The organism is Mycobacterium montefiorense, from assembly GCF_003112775.1.
GTDB classification, from domain to species: Bacteria; Actinomycetota; Actinomycetes; order Mycobacteriales; family Mycobacteriaceae; genus Mycobacterium; species Mycobacterium montefiorense.
Genome location: NZ_BFCH01000017.1, coordinates 319374 through 336997, shown reverse-complemented (window position 1 = coordinate 336997; position 17624 = coordinate 319374). Strand labels below are relative to the sequence as shown.

Here is a 17624-nt window from a genome sequence, read left to right as displayed (position 1 = left end):
GGTCGTACGCAAAGTCAGCGGTCGGGGCGGTCACTGCAGCGGAGAAGGCGGTAGGGCCTGCAGAATCGAATCCTCCCAGCCGTCGCGCAATGCCGGCGCCACGCTCATCCAGGTGACGATCTCGGCGGGCGGGCTGTCCTTCCACGAGGGGTAGTGATTGGCGAAGCAATCCCAACCGCCGTCCAGCGCCCAGTAGTGGATGACCTCGTTGTAACGGAAGGTGGTGGTGAAGGAACCCAGCCACCGCTTACCGGTGCGCTCCGACCACGGGACATACAGCCGTTCCAGCTCGCGGATGTAGTCGTCTTGGCGTCCGGGCTTGGTCTGCATGATCTCCTGAATCACCAGCGTCGCAGCGAAATTGGCTTCGCGCAGCTGGCGGAGGGTTTTATTGCTGGGCCCGGGATACATGATTCGCCCTTCCCCCGAGGCGCCGATCTCGGCCAGAAATGCCGACCACTTGCCGGCCGCGGCCTCGTGGCTGCCGCCGGAGGCCCGGGCCACCCCGAGCTTGGCGTAGTCGGCGAACCCGTCGATCTCCCAGATGATCGTCACCTGTGGCCAGTGACCGTTGTAGGGCGTGGCCTCCCACATCGCGAACAGCCGGGCGCCGAGCTCGTCCATCATCGGCTGGTAGATGTCGGCGAAAACCTCGGTGAATCGGGCGGCAAGCCCGGATCCCAGCGAGATCGTCTCATGCAGGTAGAGCAGGGTGTGGCCGTAATACTTCTTCATCAGTCGAGCCGGACCAGCTCTGAATCGACGCGCGGATAGCTCGCCTCACACAGCAACGTCTCGGTCGGTTCGACCAAGGCAGACGGGATCCCGGCTGCTGCAAGGGCGTAGCCCTTGAACTTGCGCGCCGCCGCGGACAGTACATGCTGGGCTCGGGTCATCCCGCGGTTCACGCCCAACGGCCATCCGTCGCCCCACAGCGCGACTTCGGTCAGCCGGTCGCCCAGGGATTCGAGCACCTTGTCACGCAGTCGGGCATCCGCGCTGAATGCCTCGGCGCTGACGGCCAGCGTGTGACTCGTCGAGCCCATCGCGGTGGGGACGAATTCCGATTCGGTGTCCACAACCGCCACCCCGAGGATGCGCAGCGGCCGGGTGTCGCAGCTGCCCGGCAACAACACGGTCACCTCCCAGCCCGCCATCACCCGGTCGTAAAGCCATCCCCCGGCCGAGTGCACGACGTCGACGGCGCTGCCCGCCACCACATCCAGCCGATATCGCAGACACTCGCCGTTACCGTGGATTGCCCGTTGGGCGCTAACCCGCCGGCTCGCGCTGACGTCAAACGTCGGAGTGACCATCAAATCCGTTCCTCACCGCCACACCGCGGAATGCACTGGCTCTACGGCATCTGGCTGCAGCGCTTGTCATGGGCTTCTCAAGGGCTGACGCCGCCTCACACGACGGGCGACGCGGCTCATCGCACAGCGTGACACTTCTACCAAAATTTGTAAAGCTTCTCCGGAGCGTCAGGAGTCGCGGCGGGCCTTCAGTTCGGCCAGGATTTCGTCGGTGTGCTGGCCCAGTTCGGGAGCCGGCCCGCGCGGCGCCCACGGCGTGCCGTGGAAATCCGCCGGGGTAGCAACCATCGAGATGCTGGCCTGTCCATCGGGTACATCGACGATGCCGCCCGCCGCATGGAACTGCTCGTCGGCCATGACGTCTTCGATCGAGTTGATCGGCGACCAGAAGAAGTCCGGCTCGGCCGCGAAGGCCTGCGCCCATTCGTCCAGCGAGCGGGTCGCGAAGATGCGGTCCAGCTCGGCGATCAGCTCCACACCGTTGGCGAAGCGGGCGCCGGCGTCGCTGTATCGCGGGTCCTCGAGCCATTCCGGGTGCCCGACGACGCGGCACAGCGGCGGCCAGTGCCGGTCGCCTTCGAGGCCCACGATCCAGAAGCGCCGCCCGTCACCGGCGGCGTAGTTGTTCATGCACGGGTTGCCCATGGTTTCGCGCTGACCGATCGCGATCGGCTGGCCGGTCAGCAGATAGGTGTTCAGGTCGAAGCCCACGGTGTAGGCGCCCTGGCGGTACAGCGACGTCGTCACCAGCTGACCGGTGCCGGTGCGCTCGCGAGCCAGCAGCGCCGCGCAGATGGCCGCGGCCAGGGTCATGCCCGCCGAGTGGTCGCCCATGCCGCCGCGCTGGAACGGCGGCGTCTGGCCGGGCCGGGTGAGCAAGTGCGCCACCCCGGCACGCGACCAGAACGCGGCCACGTCGTAGGCGGCCCGGTCGGCATCGGGGCCGGTCTGGCCGTAGCCGGTGATCAGGCCGTAGACCAGCCGCGGGCAGCGGGCCGACAGTGACTCGAAGTCCAGGCCGAGGCGTTGCAATGCACCGGGACGGACGTTGGTCACGAAAACGTCTGCATCGGCCAGCAATTCGAAGGCGATCTCGCGGCCCTCGTCGGTGCTGAGATCCAAGACGATGCTGCGCTTGGAGCGGTTATCCAATTCGAACGGCGGGTTCACGCCGAGGTCGCAACCGAGCATCCGGCCGAACGTGCGGCCCGGATCGCCGGCCGGCGGCTCGATCTTGACGACGTCGGCACCCCAGTCCGCCAGGATGCAGCTGGCGGCCGGTCCGGCCACCCACACTCCGAGCTCGACGACTTTGAGGCCTTCCACCGGTCCTGCCATGGCTAAGTTCCTACTCCGTGACACAACCGGACCGCGCACAAGCCCCCGATCGCGCGCGGTCAGCTCGCCTTGAGCTGACCGCGTTGCACGAATCGGCCGTCGTGATCGAACTCGGCCCGGTTGGCGTTGACGTAGTCGGCCACGGTCATCGGTTGGTGCCCACTGATGACCTCGACCAGGTTGTTCTCGCCGGAGAAGATTCCGTCCCGGTAGTCCTGGGCGACGCTGCTGATGTGTTGCACGAAGAAGTCCGGGAAGCCCGCCGCGACCAGCCCAATTGCGAATTCGGCGATTCCGACCGGCTGGTAACGGACCGGGATGCCCAGCGTGTCCGCCATTTCGGCGGCGATGCCGTAATGGTCAAGTTCCCTGGCCCCCACCAGCGGGTAGATCTGGCGGTCGTGCGGCGCAGGGTTGCGCAGGACGGCGGCGATCACCGCGGCTTGGTCGGTGCCAGAAATCGGCGCGTGCCGGCCGTCGCCGAAGGGCAGCCGTAGCACGCCCTCGTTGTCGTCGCGCTGCCATTGCCACTTGAGCCACTCGGCGAAAAAGGTCGGACGCAGGTGGATAGTTTTGAACGTCGCGCGATCCAACAGCCGTTCAGCTAGCCAATGCTGCTGGGCGGCATTGCTTTTCGCTTCCCGACGCGCCGAAATCTGGGACATGTTGACCACTGCGTCAACCCCGGCCTCGCCGGCGGCCTGAGCAAAGATCGTGGTGGCGGGCAGCAGGGTGCCCGGCGCAATCGGATAGCAGAAGTAGGCGGCGTCGACACCGGCCATGGCCGAGCTGACTGCGCGGAAGTCCAGCAGGTCGCCCTCGACGATCTCGGCGCCGAGGTCGGCCAACGCCGCGGAGCGATGGTCGATGCGGTGCACGAAGGCGCGTACCCGGTGACCGCCTTCGAGCAGGAACTTGACGGTGGGCGCCCCGGTGTTTCCGGTTGGCGCGGTGATCAGGAACAGCCGTTCGGTCGACATGTTGTCTCCTTGCCGTTGATGGGCGTTGGTCGGCGCGCTAGCACCCCCACGCTGACTAATGTTGTCGTTAGTTAGATCAAATCATTGTATGCTGACTAACGCAAGCGTTATCCATAGGAGTTTCGGATGGAGTTCGAGAAGAGGCTGCAGGACCGCCGGCAGTGGTGGTCGGCTGGCGATTCCTGTTCGATGTCCAAGGTTCTCGAGCTGCTCAACACCAAGACCACGTTTCAGGTCCTGCGCGAATTATTCTTCGGCACAACGCGCTTCGAGGACTTCGTAGATCGGATCAAGACGTCGGCACCGGCGGTGTCGCGGGCACTCAAACAGCTCGAAGCGGCCCAGATCGTCGCGCGCGTCCCGTACCAAGAGCCGGGCAGCCGGGCCCGGGACGAGTATCGGCTGACCGAGCCCGGGGAGGACTTGTTGCCGGTGTTCATGTCGCTGGTGCAGTGGGGCGACACCTACCTGCAGGACGGCTCACCGCCACTGTCGTTCATCGACGCCGGCACCGGCCAAACCTTGGCCGTTCGAGTGACCACCGACTCCGATGCCCCGAAGAAGCGTTCGGCGGACATCCAGATCCGGGCCAGTGGTGCCGGACGTCGGCGTTAACCTAGGCCTATGAGTCTGGTGGCCGGACGTGGTCCGCTCGGTAGCGATCCGGCCGGGCGGTTCTCTCCCCCGCTGCCCGGCGACGTCGTCTACATCGAACCGCACCCACGCCGCGTGCAGGCGCTGCGGGGCGGCCGCCCGGTGATCGACACCGAGCAGGTGCTGATGGTGCATCGGCAGGGCCGCCCGCTGAGTTATCTGTTCCGGGCCGAGGAAGTGGGCGACCTACCCGCCGAACCCGAGCCGGAGGCACCGGGTTTCGTGCACGTGCCGTGGGATGCCGTCGATACCTGGCTGGAGGAAGGCCGCGAACTCGTTCACTACCCGCCGAATCCGTATCACCGCGTCGACTGCCGCCCGACCACGCGGCGCCTGCGCGTCAGCGTCGCAGGTACCGTGCTCGTCGACACCGACGATACCGTGATCGTTTTCGAAACCTCGCTCGAGCCACGGCTTTACGTCGATCCTGCGCACGTGCGAATCGATCTGTTGCGCCGCTCGGAGACGTCGAGCTACTGCAACTACAAAGGTTTCGCGACGTACTGGTCCGCGGATAGCATCGACGACGTGGCCTGGAGCTATTCGGAACCGCCGGCGGAAAGCTGGCCCATCAAAGGCTTTCTGAGCTTCGACGACACGCACGCGGATGTAGTGGCCGAGCTACCTCTCATCCGCCGTAGCTAGGGCGGCCGAGCTTCAGATCGTGCTGGGCGATCATGTTGCGAAAGACTTCCATGGTGCCGCCGTAGATCCCAGCGGGGATGCCGTGCCGGAAGATGAACTCGACGGCGCCGTTATCCACCGAACCCGTTGTGTCGGTGGGCAATGTCGATGCAGCCCCCAGCATGTCCATCAGCTCCGGGGAGACGTCGCGCATCGTCTGAATCAGTGCGACACGTCCGTACGTGCCGGGAGTGGAGACCGCGGCCTCGATGCGGGCGAGGCTACGGCCGAGCCGGTACTTCGTCGCCTCATCGTCGATGCCCCGCCGCCCGTCCGCGTCGGGCGCGGACAGGATGGCGGCGACCCCGTCGGCCGCCTCCGCCATCAGGTGGCCGTGCTCTGACATCATCGAAATGTTCTGCAAGCCATGGTCTGCCGGGTCGGTGATGCCATGCTCCGCGTCCAGGGCGAACCGCATCACCGTCCAGCCGCCGTTGACCTCACCGATCCGGTAGAGATCATCGACCCGCACGTCGCTGTAATACACGATATTGGTGCGGTCGCCGTCCAGCGTGCGGATGCCCTGGATTTCGATACCCGATGAATCCAGCGGCACCAGAAACATGGTCAGGTTCTTGTGTTTACGTCCCTGCGGATCGGTGTTGGTGAGCAGGAAGACATACTTGGCATTCTGCGCATTGGAGGTAAACATCTTGGAGCCGTTAATGATCCATCCATCACCGTCGCGCACAGCTCGGGTCTTGCAGGTCGCGACATCGGAGCCGCCCTCTGGCTCGGTGTAGCCCAGACACAGCCGGATCTCGCCGGACAGCACGCCGGGCAGCACCGCGTCGACGAGTTCTGGCACCCCGAACTGCTGCACCAACCGGGCGACGACCGCCGTGGTGCCCCAGTGGAACCACGGCGCGTGAGCACGGCCGATCTCGAGGTGAAAGATCCGGCGGCGCACCGGATCGAAGCCGCCTTCGGACTCCAGCTTCCAGTCCGACGTCAGATACCCCGCTTCGCCCAGTGCCAAATGCACTGGCTCACTGAAGTTTTCACCGATCTCACGATCACGCCGTCGCACTTCGTCGGTGACATGTTCGGTGATGAATTCCCGGAACTTGTGGTAAAACTCCTGGTCCTCGGGCGAAAGGTCGACGTGGGAAAAGTCCATTTAGACGGCGTCGATCACGAGCGTACGGAAACGGTCGAGAGTCTCGAGCGCGTGTGCCACGCTGTCGCCGGGCAGGTGGACACTGACCCAGGTGACCCCCAGCTTCTCCAACTTCTGCAGGCCCTCCAAGTACGCGTCGGCGTTGAACGCGTCGTCGGTCGGGCTGCCGCCATCGAAGTTGGTGAAGGTGATGTCGATCGCGGACCAGTCCCTGCCCTCGGCATCGCAGCGACGCCGGAGATCGTCGATGCCGTCGGCAAGCTTGGCCACCGAGTCGATGACGGCGGTGCCGGCGGTCTGGGCCAGTTGGGGCGGGGCGGGAAACGGGCACCAGCCGTCCCCGTACTGCGCTACCCGCTGGCGAGACGCCGTGGTGTTGCCGCCGATCCAGATCGGCGGGCTACTCGGCGGCCGGGGATGCGCGGTGATGCCGCGCGCGCTGAAATGCTTTCCCTCAAAGGTGATGTCGTCGCCGGTCCAGATCGATCGGATCACTTGCAGCGACTCCTCGAACAGCTCGGCGCGCTCGTCGTAGCTGACGCCCAGTGCCGCGAACTCACGCTTGAGATAGCCCACGCCGACCGCAAGCGTGAAGCGGCCACCGGACAGCAGATCCAGGGTGGCGCCGGATTTGGCCACCACGAACGGGTTTCGATACGGCAACACCACAATGTTGGGGATCAATCGCAGCGTGGACGTGGTGGCCGCCGCGAAACCCAATGCGACAAAGGGATCTAACGCGTCGTGCCCGCCGGCCTCGAGCCACCGCTGCGACGGTGCCGGATGATCGGTGAAGCCGAACCCGTGTACGCCGGCCGCTTCGGTGGCCGCCGCCATCTTCCCGATGCCGTCCCCACTCACCAGCTCCGGGTTGTAGGGATGGCTGTGCATCGGGTGCGTGATGGTGAAATACATGGCGGTCAGAAGCGGGCGCGCGAGTCGATCGAGGTGTCGCTGGTGCGCAGCGGCCGGATCAGCGCCTCCTGGGCGAAGGAGGCCAGCAACTCGCCCTCCTCGGCATGCACGGTGCCGCGTACGTACGACATTCCGGCGCCGACCTGGGTGCTCTCGTGGGTGTAGAGCAGCCATCCGGACCAGCTGACCGGCTCGTGGAAGGCGACCGAGATGCTCATCGGAGCGGTGGACACGGTCAGGTGCGCCTGGGCGGTGCCGATGCCCTCATGCGGACGCATGGTGGTGGAGATCCCCAGATGACCGGTGAAGTACGCCAGCAGCGCCTTGGCCAGGTCGTCGCGGGCCGGGATCGGGTCATAGTGCAACCACGCGTACAGCTCCGGCGGCCCGACCTCGTCGGGGCTGTTGACGTCGACGACGTCGACCAGGCGTAGTTCGCGTCCGGCCATCGGCATCGGCGTGTGGTGCGCATCAGCCGGGGCCGCGACCTCGGGCCGCGGCAGGTGGTGGCGGATGACGTCGTCGGTGGGAACGTCGGCCAGCACCGTGATGCTCAGGCAGCGCCGCTCGTTCTGATGCACGGCGACGACCGCGGTCGCGGTGGACCGGCCCTCGGACACCACGTCGATGACGAGCTCGATCGGCGGGCCGACAACCACGGCACGCGAGAACACCGCGTGTGCCGAGCGCACCGACTTGTCCGGGAATCGTTTGGACACGGCGACAATCGCCTGGGCGAGCACCTGGGTGCCTTCCACCACCTGCCGTTCGTCGCCGCCGGCGATGCCGGTGTCACCGGAGAATCGGTCGTCCCCGTCGGCTTGCACGTCGAACAGATCCAGCAGGCCCTGCACCGTCCACTCGGTCTGCTCAGATTCCGTGGTCAAATCGGACTCCACTTCTCGCACTTGCAGCTTCCGGCTCAGCGTGACACTTTGAGTAGGATTTGTAAAGCTTGGCTAACAAGACTCGGCCGAACATCGCGGGCAACCCCCGATTAGACCAATGGAAAGCACAGAGAGGCAACATAATTGGGCATCGTGACGAGCACGTCAGAGACCGCGTTTACCCAGTCCGCCGAGACCGTGTACGACTTCGTCACCAATCCGCAGAACTGGACTAAGACCTATCCCGGCAGCGCGCAGATCGGCGAGCTGCCACCACTGCCGCTCAAGGTCGGCGACACCTGGGAGGAAGCGGGCCCCGACGGGGACCGAATCTTCACCTGGCAGCTGGCCGTCGCGGTGCGCCCCATCCAGTTCGTGTTCACCTCGATCGGACGCCTGGGCCACGACCGCGCCGGAAATGGCGGCTTAACGGGCCGCATCACGGTGTCCTACCGGTTCAGTAGGCCGGGACACGACATGACGCTGTTTTCGCGCACCATGACGATTGAGGCGCCCAAGCACGCCCCACTGCCCGATCGGCTCTTCGAACAGGCCAACCCGGCCAGGATCGACGCCTATCACGAGGCCGTCGCGCGCGAGCTCGCCCGGGCATCAGATTGACACCGGAGCCGGGATTGCATGACACTTTTGCGGTGTTTTGTAAAGGCTTGAGCCGATGATCCCCGAGTCGCTGGCCAACGGGTTCTGCTTTGGCGAAGGCCCCCGCTGGTTCGAGGGCCTGCTGTGGTTCTCCGACATGCTGGGGGAAGCGGTCCACACCTCGACCCTGGCTGGCGCACTGACCACGCTGCGGCTGCCCGGGCACTCCCCCTCGGGCCTGGGCTTCTGCCCCGACGGGTCGCTGCTGATCGCGTCGGCCGAAGACCGGCGGGTGCTGCGTTATGACGGGGAAACCGTGGAGGAGATCGCCGATCTCACCGCCCTGGTCCCGGCCAGCCTGGGCGACATGGTCATCGACGACGCGGGGCGCGCCTACATCGGATCCCAGGCCCGAAGCGGCGGCGTCATCGTTCGCCTCGACGCCGACGACAGCGCCAGCGGGGCCACTGTCGTCGCCGAGGACCTCGACTTTCCCAACGGAATGGTCATCACGCCGGACCGGAAGACGTTGATCGTCGCCGAATCGATCGGCCGCCGACTCACCGCGTTCACCATCGACGACACCGGCGCGCTGCACGACCGGCGGATCTTCGCCGACGGCCTGGACGGACCGCCCGATGGCATCACCCTGGACGCCGCGGGCGGCGTCTGGACGTCGATGACGCTGGCGCACCAATTCGAGCGGATCGTCGAGGGCGGCGATGTGACCGACCGCATCGATATGGGCGACCGGGTCGCCATCGCCTGCACGCTCGGCGGCCCCGAACGCCGCATCCTGTTTCTGCTGTCGAGTACCGACGCATATCCTCAGCGCCTGGTGGGCACCCGGGGATCGCGGCTCGACGCCGTGCAGGTCGCCACGCCCGGCGCCGGGCTGCCCTGAGACCTCCGAGAGGGAGACACGTGACCGACTCCTACTACGAGCTGATCGACGACGCCGACGCGTTGGGCGAGAAGTTCCGGGCGACCGACCTGGCGCGCGGCACCTGGTCGGCGGCGATTCAGCACGGGGGTCCGGTGTCGGCGCTACTGGCCCGGGCCCTGCAGCGGTGCGAGCAGCGCGACGACACCCGGCTGTCCCGGGTCGTCATCGATCTGCTGGGCGGGGTGCCGTCGGAAGGCGATCTGTGGGTCCGTTCGCAGCTGCAGCGCGGCGGCAAGCAGATCGAGCTGGTGACCGCCGAGATGCTGGCCCCGGGGCCCGACGGCCAGCCCCGCCCGGTCGCTCGCGCCAGCGGTTGGCGGCTGCAGCAGCAGGACACCCAGGCGGTGGCGCACGCCGCCGCCGAGCTGCCCCGGCCGCGTGCCGAAGCCCGCAACCGCAATCTCAAAGCCAAGGAGTGGGACCGCAACTACGTGCACAGCCTGGAGTGGCTCTGGCTGACCGAGCCGTTGAGCCCGGGCCCCGGCGAATCGTGGATCAAGCCAGCCGTCGATGTCGTCCAGGGTGAGAACATGACACAGCTGGAAAGGCTGTTCGCGGTGGCCGACTGCGCCAACGGTATCGGCAGCAAACTCGACATCACCAAATGGACGTTTTTGAACACCGATCTCGCCGTGCACGTATTCCGCGTGCCCGACGGCGACTGGGTCGGTATTCGCGCGGAAACCAGTTACGGGCCGGACGGCATCGGGACGACGATCGGCACGCTGTTCGACGAGCAAGGCGCGGTCGGCGCCATCCAGCAGTCCGTGCTGGTGCGCCGGCGGCCGCGGTCAAACTGACGGGGGCAAAAGAAACGTGGCTAGTTCGCCAATACTTCGTAAAGTCTCAGATATGACGCAGCCAGTCGGGGCGACGACCACGAGCGAGGACACCTCGACGCGTCAGCGGATCCTGTTGGCGACCGCCGAGGTGCTCGGGCGCAATGGCAAGACCAAACTCAGCCTGTCCGAGGTCGCCGCCCAGGCTGGGGTCTCGCGTCCCACCCTCTACCGCTGGTTCGCCTCCAAAGAGGAGTTGCTGTCGGCGTTCTCGCACTACGAGCGCCAGCTTTTCGAAAGCGGTCTGGTGAAGGCCACCGCGGGACTCAAGGGCTACGAGAAGCTCGACGCCGTGCTGAGATTCATTGTCGAGTACCAGCATTCATATTCCGGCGTGCGCATGGTGGACGTCGAACCCGAGCACACCATCGCCCAGTTCGGCAACGTCATCCCGCAGATGCGCGACGGTCTGCAACGGCACCTGCCCGGGCCCAACGCCGCGGTGAAGGCGGCGACGGTGATCCGGATCGCCATCTCGCACTACATCGTTCGCAGCGACGACGCCGAGCAGTTCCTGGCGCAGTTGCGCCACGCCGTCGGAATCAAACCGACCACCGACTAGTCGGGGCGGCGCCCTTCACCACATCCTGGGTGAGCGGTACAGGTTGCCGAATTCGGCGCGCTTCTTGCCCACGGAAACCTCAGCTATTGTCTCCAGCCCGCGTTGCAGCTCGGCGACCCCGGCGCGGCCGAGACGTTCACCGATTTCCCGGTCCAGCGCGGCCGCGGCGCGCCGCCGCGCTGTAACGAGCTCGACGGCTTTTGCGGTGACCTCTACCACCTTCTCCCGCTGATCGGTCGCCGAGGCGGCCACCGCTACGTACCCGCGCCGGCGTAGTTCAGCGGTGATCTTGCTGGCCGCCTGCCGACTGACGGCAAATTGCCGACCCATTTCTGAAATTGTCATTGGCTCTGGTTGACCGCAGAGCGCGAAGAGGTAGTTCAGTGGAAACTCACGCCCTGGCAAACCAGCAGCCGCTAGCTCTGCGTCGATCCGTTGGGCATAGCTCCACCAGGCAACCCGCAGCGCCTCACCCAGATCGGTCTGCAGTGCCCGTGAACCAGATTTGACAACCATGGTTGACAGCATAGGGCAGCGTACTTACCCTCGATAGATCACATATAACTATGCTGATTGCATATTTTCGATGCTTTCACATATGACATTGAGATCGAATGCTCGGATAGGACCACAGATCATGACAAGGGGAATCAAGGCCGCGAGGGGAAAACATCGCCGGCAGCACACAATCGGAAGCCGCGGCGGATGGCAATCATGGCTGAAGTCGGCAGTTCTGGTCGGAACCGCCGCAACCGCGATGTTTGCCGTGTTCGAAACCGCGCAACCTGGTGCGCCGGGGACTGCTGTCGACTCGACATCGGTCCATTTGGTGGACACAGAAACCGACCAGACGCCGCCGGATCCACCGCCACCGCCACCGCTGTGCATCGGCCCTAATCCGATCAATGACAACAGCCCGGAGGCCGTGGCGTACTGCCAACGGCAGGCGCAGAATCTGCCGCTAATCTGGCCGATCTGGCCCTGGTACCTCGACGACCCGTTCTTCTTCACCCCGGGCTGGTGTCCGCCTCCGGGTCCGCCGCCATCGGTGCCGTGGACGCCGCTTACACCCGCAACGGTGCCCCTAACGCCGCTTACGCCGGCATCAGTTGCGCCGGTGCCGGTGCCCCTAACGCCGCTTACACCGGCATCGGGTGCGCCGGATCAGCCGGCAACGGTGGTGCCCGCTAATCCCGATGGCGGCGGCAAAGCCCCGGCAGGCGGCCCCACGGACGGTGGGACCGTTGTCGTCGGCCCCTCCGGCGGCGGCTCGGCCGCAGGCCCATCAATCGCCGGTGGCGGCCCGTCGATCGGCGGCGGCGGGGGCGGCCTCTTCGGCGGGGGCGGCTCCCACAGCGGTGGCGGCTTCGGCGGCGGGGGTGGCCACAGCTTCGGCGGCGGTCGACGGTAGTGCCGCACAGTCGCGGGCGATTTCAGGTGGCGGGCACTGCCCGCCGCCTGAAATGTCGTTGCGTGACTAGTCGAACAACACCGCGGCGTTCAGGTAGCCGGTCGGGTCGAGCGCCGTCTTGACCGCTCGCATGGCCGCGATATCGATTGCTTCCCTTGACATTTCGAGATAAGGGCGCTTGCGGCTGCCGACACCGTGTTCGGAGCTGACGTTGCCGCCGCACGCGGCGATCAAGTCCATCATCGGACCGTACAGCGCCTTCTCCTGGTCGAGCGGCACGCGCAACACGTTGAGGTGCAGGTTGCCCTCGCCTACATGGCCGAACAACAGCGGTACGGCGTCGCCGACCCGCTCGCGAACCAGTGTGACCGCATCCGCGGCGAACCCGGCGATCGCCGCCAGCGGCAGCGACACATCGAACTTCAGCGGGGGCCCGTATACACCCAGCACCTCGGCCAGCGACTCGCGAACGCGCCAGAGACGTTGCTGCGCAGCAGTATCCACACCCACCGCGGGCTCCGCGCACATCGGCGCATCAGCGAGCAGGTCGGCGAGCCGCTCGGTCTGGTCGTGGTCGGCGGCGAGCTCCACCAGCAGTAGCCAGTCCGCCTCGACCGGTGCCGGAATGCCGAGATGCTCAGCAGTCAGTGCGCCGGCCCGGCCGTCGATCAACTCCAGCGCGGCGATGCCGTCCACGTCCCGGAAGACGCGGCCGGTGGCGATCAGCGCGTCGAGATCGTCGAAGCCGCAGACCGCGGTCACCCGGTGCGACGGCATCGGGTGCAGCCGCAGATCCAGCGCGGTGATGACACCGAGCGTGCCCTCCGCGCCGACGAACAACGCCGGCAGGTCGTATCCGGTGTTGTCGCTGCGCACCAGGCTGTGCCGGCGCATCAGCGACCCGTCGGGCAGCGCCACGTCCAGGCCGACGACTTGCTCGCCCATGTTGCCGTAGCGGACCGTGCGCAGCCCGCCGGCATTGGTCGAGGCCATCCCGCCGACCGTCGCGGTGTCGCGGGCGGCCAGGTCCACGCCGAACACCAGGCCGGCCGCGATCGCGGCATGTTGCACCGCGGCCAGTGTGGCTCCGGCACCGACGGTGATGCGGCGCTCGACGGTATCGACATCGCCTAGCCCACAAAGCCTTTCGGTGGACAGCAGCACGTCGTCGTGCTCGGGCACGGTGCCGGCCACCAGCGAGGTGCGACCACCCTGCACGGTGACATGGGCTCCGGCGTCACGGCACACCCGCAACACTTCGGCGACCTGTTCGGCCGACTCCGGCCGTACCAGCGCGCTGGCGCGGCCCCGATAGCGGCCGGTGTGGTCGACGCTGCGCCCGGACAGCACGTCGGGGTCGGTGACGACGTGGTTGGATCCGACAATCCCTTTCAGATCCCCGAGGCTGCCTGGCATGTTCGCGGTTATAGCACCCACCGGCACCGGTGGATCACACCGGATTGGAAGACTGCGGGAATCACACGACGGTGGGAGACGAATGTACGACCTCGAGGACGCGATCAGGCGACGCCGTTCGATCAGGATGTTCCTGCCCGACCGGCCGGTGCCGCGCGAATTGCTCCACGAAGCGCTCGACCTGGCCAGCTGCGCCCCGTCGAACTCGAACGTACAACCCTGGCACCTCTACTTCGCCTCCGGCGCGGCCCGTGGCCGGCTGGTGGCCGCGCTGCTCGAGGCCGCCGAAGCGGGACCGCCGAAGGTACCGCCGCTGCCGGAATCCTTCGCTCACTATCGAAGCGACACGGGCAAAGTGGTCTACGGGTCGATGGGCATCACCCGCGACGACCAGCCGGGCCGGCGCGCCGCGGTGTTGCGCAACTGGGAATTCTTTCGCGCACCGTTGGCCGGCATCGTGTGCATGCACCACGAACTAGGCCTGACCGACGCCCTGGGGGTCGGGATGTTCCTGCAGAACCTGATCCTGGCGCTCACCGCACGCGGGGTCGGAACCTGCGTTCAGGTGGCGATAGCCGGCTATCCCGAAGTCCTGCGCGAACAGCTGAACATCCCGGCCGAGTTGACCGTGCTGTGTGGCCTATCGGTCGGCTATCCGGATCCGGATTTCCCCGCCAACCATATCCGTCTCGGCCGAGACACCATCGAGCAAAAGGTGGTGTTCGCCGACGACTAGAACAGGTCCTTGTGGTTCACGTCGGTGATCAGCCCGCCGTCCATGATGAACTCACTGCCAGTGGAATACGACGGCTCGTCGCTGGCAAGGAACAGGATGAACGTCGCGACCTCCCGCACTTCCCCGGGCCGGCCCAATGGGATGGTGACCATGTCCTCGGGCAGGTGCTTGGTCATCGGGGTACGGATGAAGCCGGGGTGCACGGAGTTGACCCGGATGTTGTCCGGCGCCAGCTCCAGGGCCGCCGACTTGGCCAGCCCGCGTACGCCCCACTTGGACGCGACATAGGGGTGCACCATGGGCGCGCCGCGCAGGCCCTCGATCGACGACACATTGATGATCGAGCCGCCGCCGGCCGCGATCATCGGCTCGACCACCGCCCGCATGCCCAGGAACGTCCCGGTCAGATTGACGTCAATGACCTTCTGCCACTTGGCCAGCTCGAAGCTCTTGAGCGGGCCGAGCGCGACCGTGCCGGCGTTGTTGACCAGCACGTTGAGCTTCCCGAATTCGCCGACCGCGGTCGCGACGGCGGCGTCCCACTGCTCGGGCTGCGTCACGTCAAGGTGGACGTATCGCGCGGAGTCACCGATCTCGTCGGCCAGCGCCTTGCCCTGGTCGTCCAGGATGTCGCCGATAACGACCTTGGCGCCTTCCTCGACGAGCAGGCGCGCGTCTTCGGCTCCCATCCCGCCAGCGGCACCACTGATCAGAGCAACTTTTCCGTCTACCCGACCCACGCGGGTCTCCTTTCGATTTAGGTGGTCACCAAAGTGCTTGGTGCGTAAAGTCCTTTGCCGGTTACCAACGGCAAATCGAGTGTGGTCCGGATGCCCGGTGGCGCCGCGATGACCGCCGGGATGGCATTGACGATGCGGCCCGCGGCACCGGCGATCGCGGCGTGGTTGTGGTCGCCCTTGCGGCTGCTCGGAATGATGTCGACGGCATAAGACGGCTCACCGGTGATCTCGACGCGGTACGAGCCGTCGCCGGCGGCCGGCTGGGGCAGGTCGGGGCGCAGCTCGGGACGCAGTCGGGTGACATGCTCGATGACGACGACGGGGTGGCCGTTGACCATGCCGCGAATCTCGAACTGCAGCACGGCTACCGTGCCCTTGGCCACGTGGCCGATCGCGATATCGAAATCCTCAGGCGCCGGTTCGCGCTGGTAGGACTCAGTGATCTCGTCGACCTCGATGCCGAGCCCGGCCGCCAGCGCACGGATCGCGGTACCCCAGGCGATGCTGAGAATGCCCGGCTGCAGCAGCATCGGGATTTCATCCATCGGCCTGGCGAAGCCCATGTAGCTCATCACCTCTTCGCCGTCGTAACTGGCGTAATCGTGAATCTCCATGCAGCGCACCTGCTCGATGCGCTGACACGTCCCGGCGAGCGCGAACGGAATCAGGTCGTTGGCGAATCCCGGGTCCACACCACTGATGAAGATGCTCGAATTACCTTGCTTAGCGGCATCTTCCACGCGGTCGATGTACTTGTCGGGCATGACGCCCCATGGGTATTGCAGCAGTCCGGGCGACGAGCCGACGACGTTGATGCCGGCGGCCAGGACGCGCATCACGTCGGTCATCGCGTCGGGCAGCCGGGTGTCGCCCATCGCGCAGTAGACGACGCACTCAGGCTTGGCGGCGATGATGGCATCCAGGTCGTTGACCGCGGCGATGCCCGTGACGGTGGGGGCGTCCAGACCCACGCCGCACAGTTCCCCGGCGTCGCGGCCCACCTTCTCCGGTGTGGACACGCACACGCCCGTCAGGTCGAACTGCGGGTTGGCGATCAGTTCGGCCAGCGCCAGGCCGCCGACGTTTCCGGTACCGACGTGCGCAACGCGGATCGCCATCTTCAGTCTCCGTCCCTTGAAGCGCTGGAAAACTTTTCTAGACACTAGTCCACAACTTCCGGGCCGCCTACAGGGCCGGACTTAACTTCGGCCAGGCAGAATGGAATGCCGTGACACAGCGCGAAGATATCGAATTCACCTCCCGTACCGACCGGATCAGCGCATGGCTCTATCGACCCGCCGACGCCGGCGCCGGTGCCCCGCCGCTTCTGGTGATGGCCCACGGCTTGGGCGCGGTGCGCACCATGCGACTCGATGCCTACGCAGAGCGGTTCACCGCGGCCGGGTACGCCTGCCTGGTCTTCGACTACCGCAACTTCGGCGACAGCGAGGGCCAGCCGCGCCAAGTGCTCGACATCGAGATGCAGCTCGCCGACTGGGCCGCCGCGGTGGCCTACGCCGGCACTCTGGACGGGATCGACCACGATCGAATCGCGCTGTGGGGCACGTCTTTTGCCGGCGGCCATGTGATCGCCACGGCAGCCCGGTTGCCGGGAATCGCCGCCGTCATCGCGCAATGCCCGTTTACCGACGGCCTCGCCTCGGCGCGCACGATCTCCAACCCGCTGACCACCGCGCGCATCGCCGGGCGGGCGATTCGCGACGTCATCGGCGCTCGGCTGGGCAGACCCCCGGTGATGATCGCGACCGCGGGCAAGCCCGGGGACGTCGCGTTGATGAATACGCCCGACTCTTACGCCGGCTACCTGCGACTGCTGCCCGATGGCGTCGAGCTGCGCAACGAGATCGCCGCGCGCATCACGATGAACATCTTCACCTACCGGCCCGGCCTGCTCGCCGCGAAGATCGGCTGTCCGATCCTGTTCTGCGTGTGCGAGCACGACTCGCTGGCCCCCGCGGACGCCACCCTGCGCCACGCCGCCAACGCACCCCGCGGTGAGATCCGGACCTACCCCGAGCAGCATTTCGCGATCTATGTCGACGACGCCTTCGAGCGAGTGGTCGCCGATCAGCTCGCCTTCCTCGACAAGCATCTGCGGCCCCAGATCTGAGTAGTCCTACCCTTTCGGACCCTCGGCTGCCTTCGCATCCTGGAACACATGGAAATTCCCAATGGCATGTCGAAGAACACCGCCGCCTTTTTCATTCAGGCCGCCGTCGCGTTCGGGGTCAGTCTCGTCGCCGCACTCGGCGGGATCTTCTTTCTTCCGCTTGATGCATGGCAGCGGCTGTTCCTCGGTATCACCGTGTTGTTCCTCGTCTCGAGCGCGTTCACACTGGCAAAGGTGATCCGCGATCAGCAAGAAGCCACCACCGTGCGAGTACGCCTGGACGAAGCGCGCATCGAGAAGCTGATCGCCGAACACAACCCGTTCAGCACCGCGACCTGATTCTCCGGTG

At 66.1% G+C, this 17624-nt stretch carries 21 protein-coding genes; 10 read left to right on the top strand and 11 right to left on the bottom strand.

Going from position 1 to position 17624, the window contains the following annotated elements; genetic code table 11:
• Positions 1-30: 30 nt before the first annotated feature.
• From DB708_RS11550 to DB708_RS11535, 4 genes are all read right to left on the bottom strand, one after another.
• Positions 31-735 (bottom strand): NIPSNAP family protein, encoded by a 705-nt coding sequence (locus tag DB708_RS11550; RefSeq protein ID WP_108922052.1) that lies wholly within the window; start codon positions 733-735, stop codon positions 31-33.
• Positions 735-1316, bottom strand: a complete 582-nt coding sequence (locus DB708_RS11545) for a hypothetical protein (RefSeq protein WP_108922051.1) — start codon at positions 1314-1316, stop codon at positions 735-737. The genes DB708_RS11550 and DB708_RS11545 overlap by 1 nt, the downstream gene beginning before the upstream one ends.
• 168 nt (positions 1317-1484) lie before the next feature.
• Entirely contained in the window at positions 1485-2654 is a 1170-nt protein-coding gene (locus tag DB708_RS11540; RefSeq protein WP_108922050.1) for a CaiB/BaiF CoA transferase family protein, read from the bottom strand.
• 59 nt (positions 2655-2713) lie between these two features.
• Complete coding sequence (locus DB708_RS11535) at positions 2714-3634, bottom strand: NAD(P)H-binding protein (protein ID WP_108922049.1); 921 nt, start codon at positions 3632-3634, stop codon at positions 2714-2716.
• 126 nt (positions 3635-3760) lie between these two features.
• Here DB708_RS11535 and DB708_RS11530 point away from each other — a divergent pair, with 126 nt between their 5' ends.
• The gene (locus tag DB708_RS11530; RefSeq protein ID WP_108922048.1) at positions 3761-4249 is read left to right on the top strand and encodes a winged helix-turn-helix transcriptional regulator; all 489 of its coding nucleotides are present in this window, start codon (positions 3761-3763) and stop codon (positions 4247-4249) included.
• A 9-nt stretch (positions 4250-4258) separates the two neighbouring features.
• Complete coding sequence (locus tag DB708_RS11525; RefSeq protein WP_108922047.1) at positions 4259-4933, top strand: DUF427 domain-containing protein; 675 nt, start codon at positions 4259-4261, stop codon at positions 4931-4933.
• On the opposite strand, the gene DB708_RS11520 is transcribed toward DB708_RS11525, so the two are convergent.
• From DB708_RS11520 to DB708_RS11510, 3 genes are read right to left on the bottom strand one after another with little or no spacing between them, the layout of a single operon-like run.
• On the bottom strand, positions 4917-6092 hold the full coding sequence (locus DB708_RS11520) for an acyl-CoA dehydrogenase family protein (protein ID WP_108922046.1): 1176 nt from the start codon (positions 6090-6092) through the stop codon (positions 4917-4919). The two genes, DB708_RS11525 and DB708_RS11520, sit on opposite strands and share 17 nt — an antisense overlap.
• A complete protein-coding gene (locus DB708_RS11515; protein WP_108922045.1) occupies positions 6093-7007 on the bottom strand; it encodes an LLM class F420-dependent oxidoreductase in 915 nt (304 codons plus the stop codon).
• A gap of 5 nt (positions 7008-7012) precedes the next feature.
• Positions 7013-7894: an acyl-CoA thioesterase gene (locus tag DB708_RS11510; protein WP_409347588.1), complete on the bottom strand. Its 882-nt coding sequence runs from the start codon at positions 7892-7894 to the stop codon at positions 7013-7015.
• Between the two features lie 144 nt (positions 7895-8038).
• Between DB708_RS11510 and DB708_RS11505 the strand changes: the two genes are divergently transcribed.
• Genes DB708_RS11505 through DB708_RS11490 form a run of 4 tightly spaced genes read left to right on the top strand, consistent with a single transcriptional unit; the run spans position 8039 to position 10841 of the window.
• Entirely contained in the window at positions 8039-8515 is a 477-nt protein-coding gene (locus DB708_RS11505) for an SRPBCC family protein (RefSeq protein WP_108922043.1), read from the top strand.
• A 55-nt stretch (positions 8516-8570) separates the two neighbouring features.
• Entirely contained in the window at positions 8571-9398 is an 828-nt protein-coding gene (locus DB708_RS11500) for an SMP-30/gluconolactonase/LRE family protein (protein WP_108922042.1), read from the top strand.
• A 20-nt stretch (positions 9399-9418) separates the two neighbouring features.
• Complete coding sequence (locus DB708_RS11495; RefSeq protein ID WP_108922041.1) at positions 9419-10240, top strand: thioesterase family protein; 822 nt, start codon at positions 9419-9421, stop codon at positions 10238-10240.
• A gap of 52 nt (positions 10241-10292) precedes the next feature.
• Positions 10293-10841: a TetR/AcrR family transcriptional regulator gene (locus tag DB708_RS11490; protein ID WP_108922040.1), complete on the top strand. Its 549-nt coding sequence runs from the start codon at positions 10293-10295 to the stop codon at positions 10839-10841.
• A 15-nt stretch (positions 10842-10856) separates the two neighbouring features.
• On the opposite strand, the gene DB708_RS27965 is transcribed toward DB708_RS11490, so the two are convergent.
• Positions 10857-11357 carry a MarR family winged helix-turn-helix transcriptional regulator gene (locus DB708_RS27965; RefSeq protein WP_108922265.1) on the bottom strand — a complete coding sequence of 167 codons (501 nt, stop codon included), beginning with the start codon at positions 11355-11357 and terminating at the stop codon, positions 10857-10859.
• A 313-nt stretch (positions 11358-11670) separates the two neighbouring features.
• Between DB708_RS27965 and DB708_RS27265 the strand changes: the two genes are divergently transcribed.
• Positions 11671-12252, top strand: a complete 582-nt coding sequence (locus DB708_RS27265) for a hypothetical protein (protein WP_165839792.1) — start codon at positions 11671-11673, stop codon at positions 12250-12252.
• A 66-nt stretch (positions 12253-12318) separates the two neighbouring features.
• Here DB708_RS27265 and DB708_RS11475 read toward each other — a convergent pair whose 3' ends face one another.
• Positions 12319-13668, bottom strand: coding sequence for an FAD-binding oxidoreductase (locus tag DB708_RS11475; RefSeq protein WP_108922038.1), 1350 nt, complete (start codon positions 13666-13668; stop codon positions 12319-12321).
• Between the two features lie 82 nt (positions 13669-13750).
• Between DB708_RS11475 and DB708_RS11470 the strand changes: the two genes are divergently transcribed.
• Positions 13751-14404, top strand: coding sequence for a nitroreductase (locus tag DB708_RS11470; RefSeq protein WP_108922037.1), 654 nt, complete (start codon positions 13751-13753; stop codon positions 14402-14404).
• Here DB708_RS11470 and DB708_RS11465 read toward each other — a convergent pair.
• Positions 14401-15144 (bottom strand): glucose 1-dehydrogenase, encoded by a 744-nt coding sequence (locus DB708_RS11465; RefSeq protein WP_108922036.1) that lies wholly within the window; start codon positions 15142-15144, stop codon positions 14401-14403. The genes DB708_RS11470 and DB708_RS11465 overlap by 4 nt on opposite strands.
• Positions 15145-15161: 17 nt before the next feature.
• Positions 15162-16262, bottom strand: coding sequence for an NAD(P)H-dependent amine dehydrogenase family protein (locus tag DB708_RS11460; protein WP_108922035.1), 1101 nt, complete (start codon positions 16260-16262; stop codon positions 15162-15164).
• A 110-nt stretch (positions 16263-16372) separates the two neighbouring features.
• Here DB708_RS11460 and DB708_RS11455 point away from each other — a divergent pair, with 110 nt between their 5' ends.
• Entirely contained in the window at positions 16373-17275 is a 903-nt protein-coding gene (locus tag DB708_RS11455) for an alpha/beta hydrolase (RefSeq protein ID WP_108922034.1), read from the top strand.
• Between the two features lie 48 nt (positions 17276-17323).
• Positions 17324-17614, top strand: a complete 291-nt coding sequence (locus DB708_RS11450; protein ID WP_108922033.1) for a YiaA/YiaB family inner membrane protein — start codon at positions 17324-17326, stop codon at positions 17612-17614.
• Positions 17615-17624 lie beyond the last annotated feature (10 nt).

What these genes read in the sequence shown, in the direction of transcription:
- DB708_RS11460 (WP_108922035.1), bottom strand. Translation starts at nt 16,262, where the DNA reads ATGGCGATCCGCGTTGCGCACGTCGGTACCGGAAACGTCGGCGGCCTG.
- DB708_RS11475 (WP_108922038.1), bottom strand. Translation starts at nt 13,668, where the DNA reads ATGCCAGGCAGCCTCGGGGATCTGAAAGGGATTGTCGGATCCAACCAC.
- DB708_RS11515 (WP_108922045.1), bottom strand. Translation starts at nt 7,007, where the DNA reads ATGTATTTCACCATCACGCACCCGATGCACAGCCATCCCTACAACCCG.
- DB708_RS11470 (WP_108922037.1), top strand. Translation starts at nt 13,751, where the DNA reads ATGTACGACCTCGAGGACGCGATCAGGCGACGCCGTTCGATCAGGATG.
- DB708_RS11535 (WP_108922049.1), bottom strand. Translation starts at nt 3,634, where the DNA reads ATGTCGACCGAACGGCTGTTCCTGATCACCGCGCCAACCGGAAACACC.
- DB708_RS11490 (WP_108922040.1), top strand. Translation starts at nt 10,293, where the DNA reads ATGACGCAGCCAGTCGGGGCGACGACCACGAGCGAGGACACCTCGACG.
- DB708_RS11520 (WP_108922046.1), bottom strand. Translation starts at nt 6,092, where the DNA reads ATGGACTTTTCCCACGTCGACCTTTCGCCCGAGGACCAGGAGTTTTAC.
- DB708_RS11530 (WP_108922048.1), top strand. Translation starts at nt 3,761, where the DNA reads ATGGAGTTCGAGAAGAGGCTGCAGGACCGCCGGCAGTGGTGGTCGGCT.
- DB708_RS11500 (WP_108922042.1), top strand. Translation starts at nt 8,571, where the DNA reads ATGATCCCCGAGTCGCTGGCCAACGGGTTCTGCTTTGGCGAAGGCCCC.
- DB708_RS11450 (WP_108922033.1), top strand. Translation starts at nt 17,324, where the DNA reads ATGGAAATTCCCAATGGCATGTCGAAGAACACCGCCGCCTTTTTCATT.
- DB708_RS11550 (WP_108922052.1), bottom strand. Translation starts at nt 735, where the DNA reads ATGAAGAAGTATTACGGCCACACCCTGCTCTACCTGCATGAGACGATC.
- DB708_RS11525 (WP_108922047.1), top strand. Translation starts at nt 4,259, where the DNA reads ATGAGTCTGGTGGCCGGACGTGGTCCGCTCGGTAGCGATCCGGCCGGG.
- DB708_RS11540 (WP_108922050.1), bottom strand. Translation starts at nt 2,654, where the DNA reads ATGGCAGGACCGGTGGAAGGCCTCAAAGTCGTCGAGCTCGGAGTGTGG.
- DB708_RS27965 (WP_108922265.1), bottom strand. Translation starts at nt 11,357, where the DNA reads ATGGTTGTCAAATCTGGTTCACGGGCACTGCAGACCGATCTGGGTGAG.
- DB708_RS11545 (WP_108922051.1), bottom strand. Translation starts at nt 1,316, where the DNA reads ATGGTCACTCCGACGTTTGACGTCAGCGCGAGCCGGCGGGTTAGCGCC.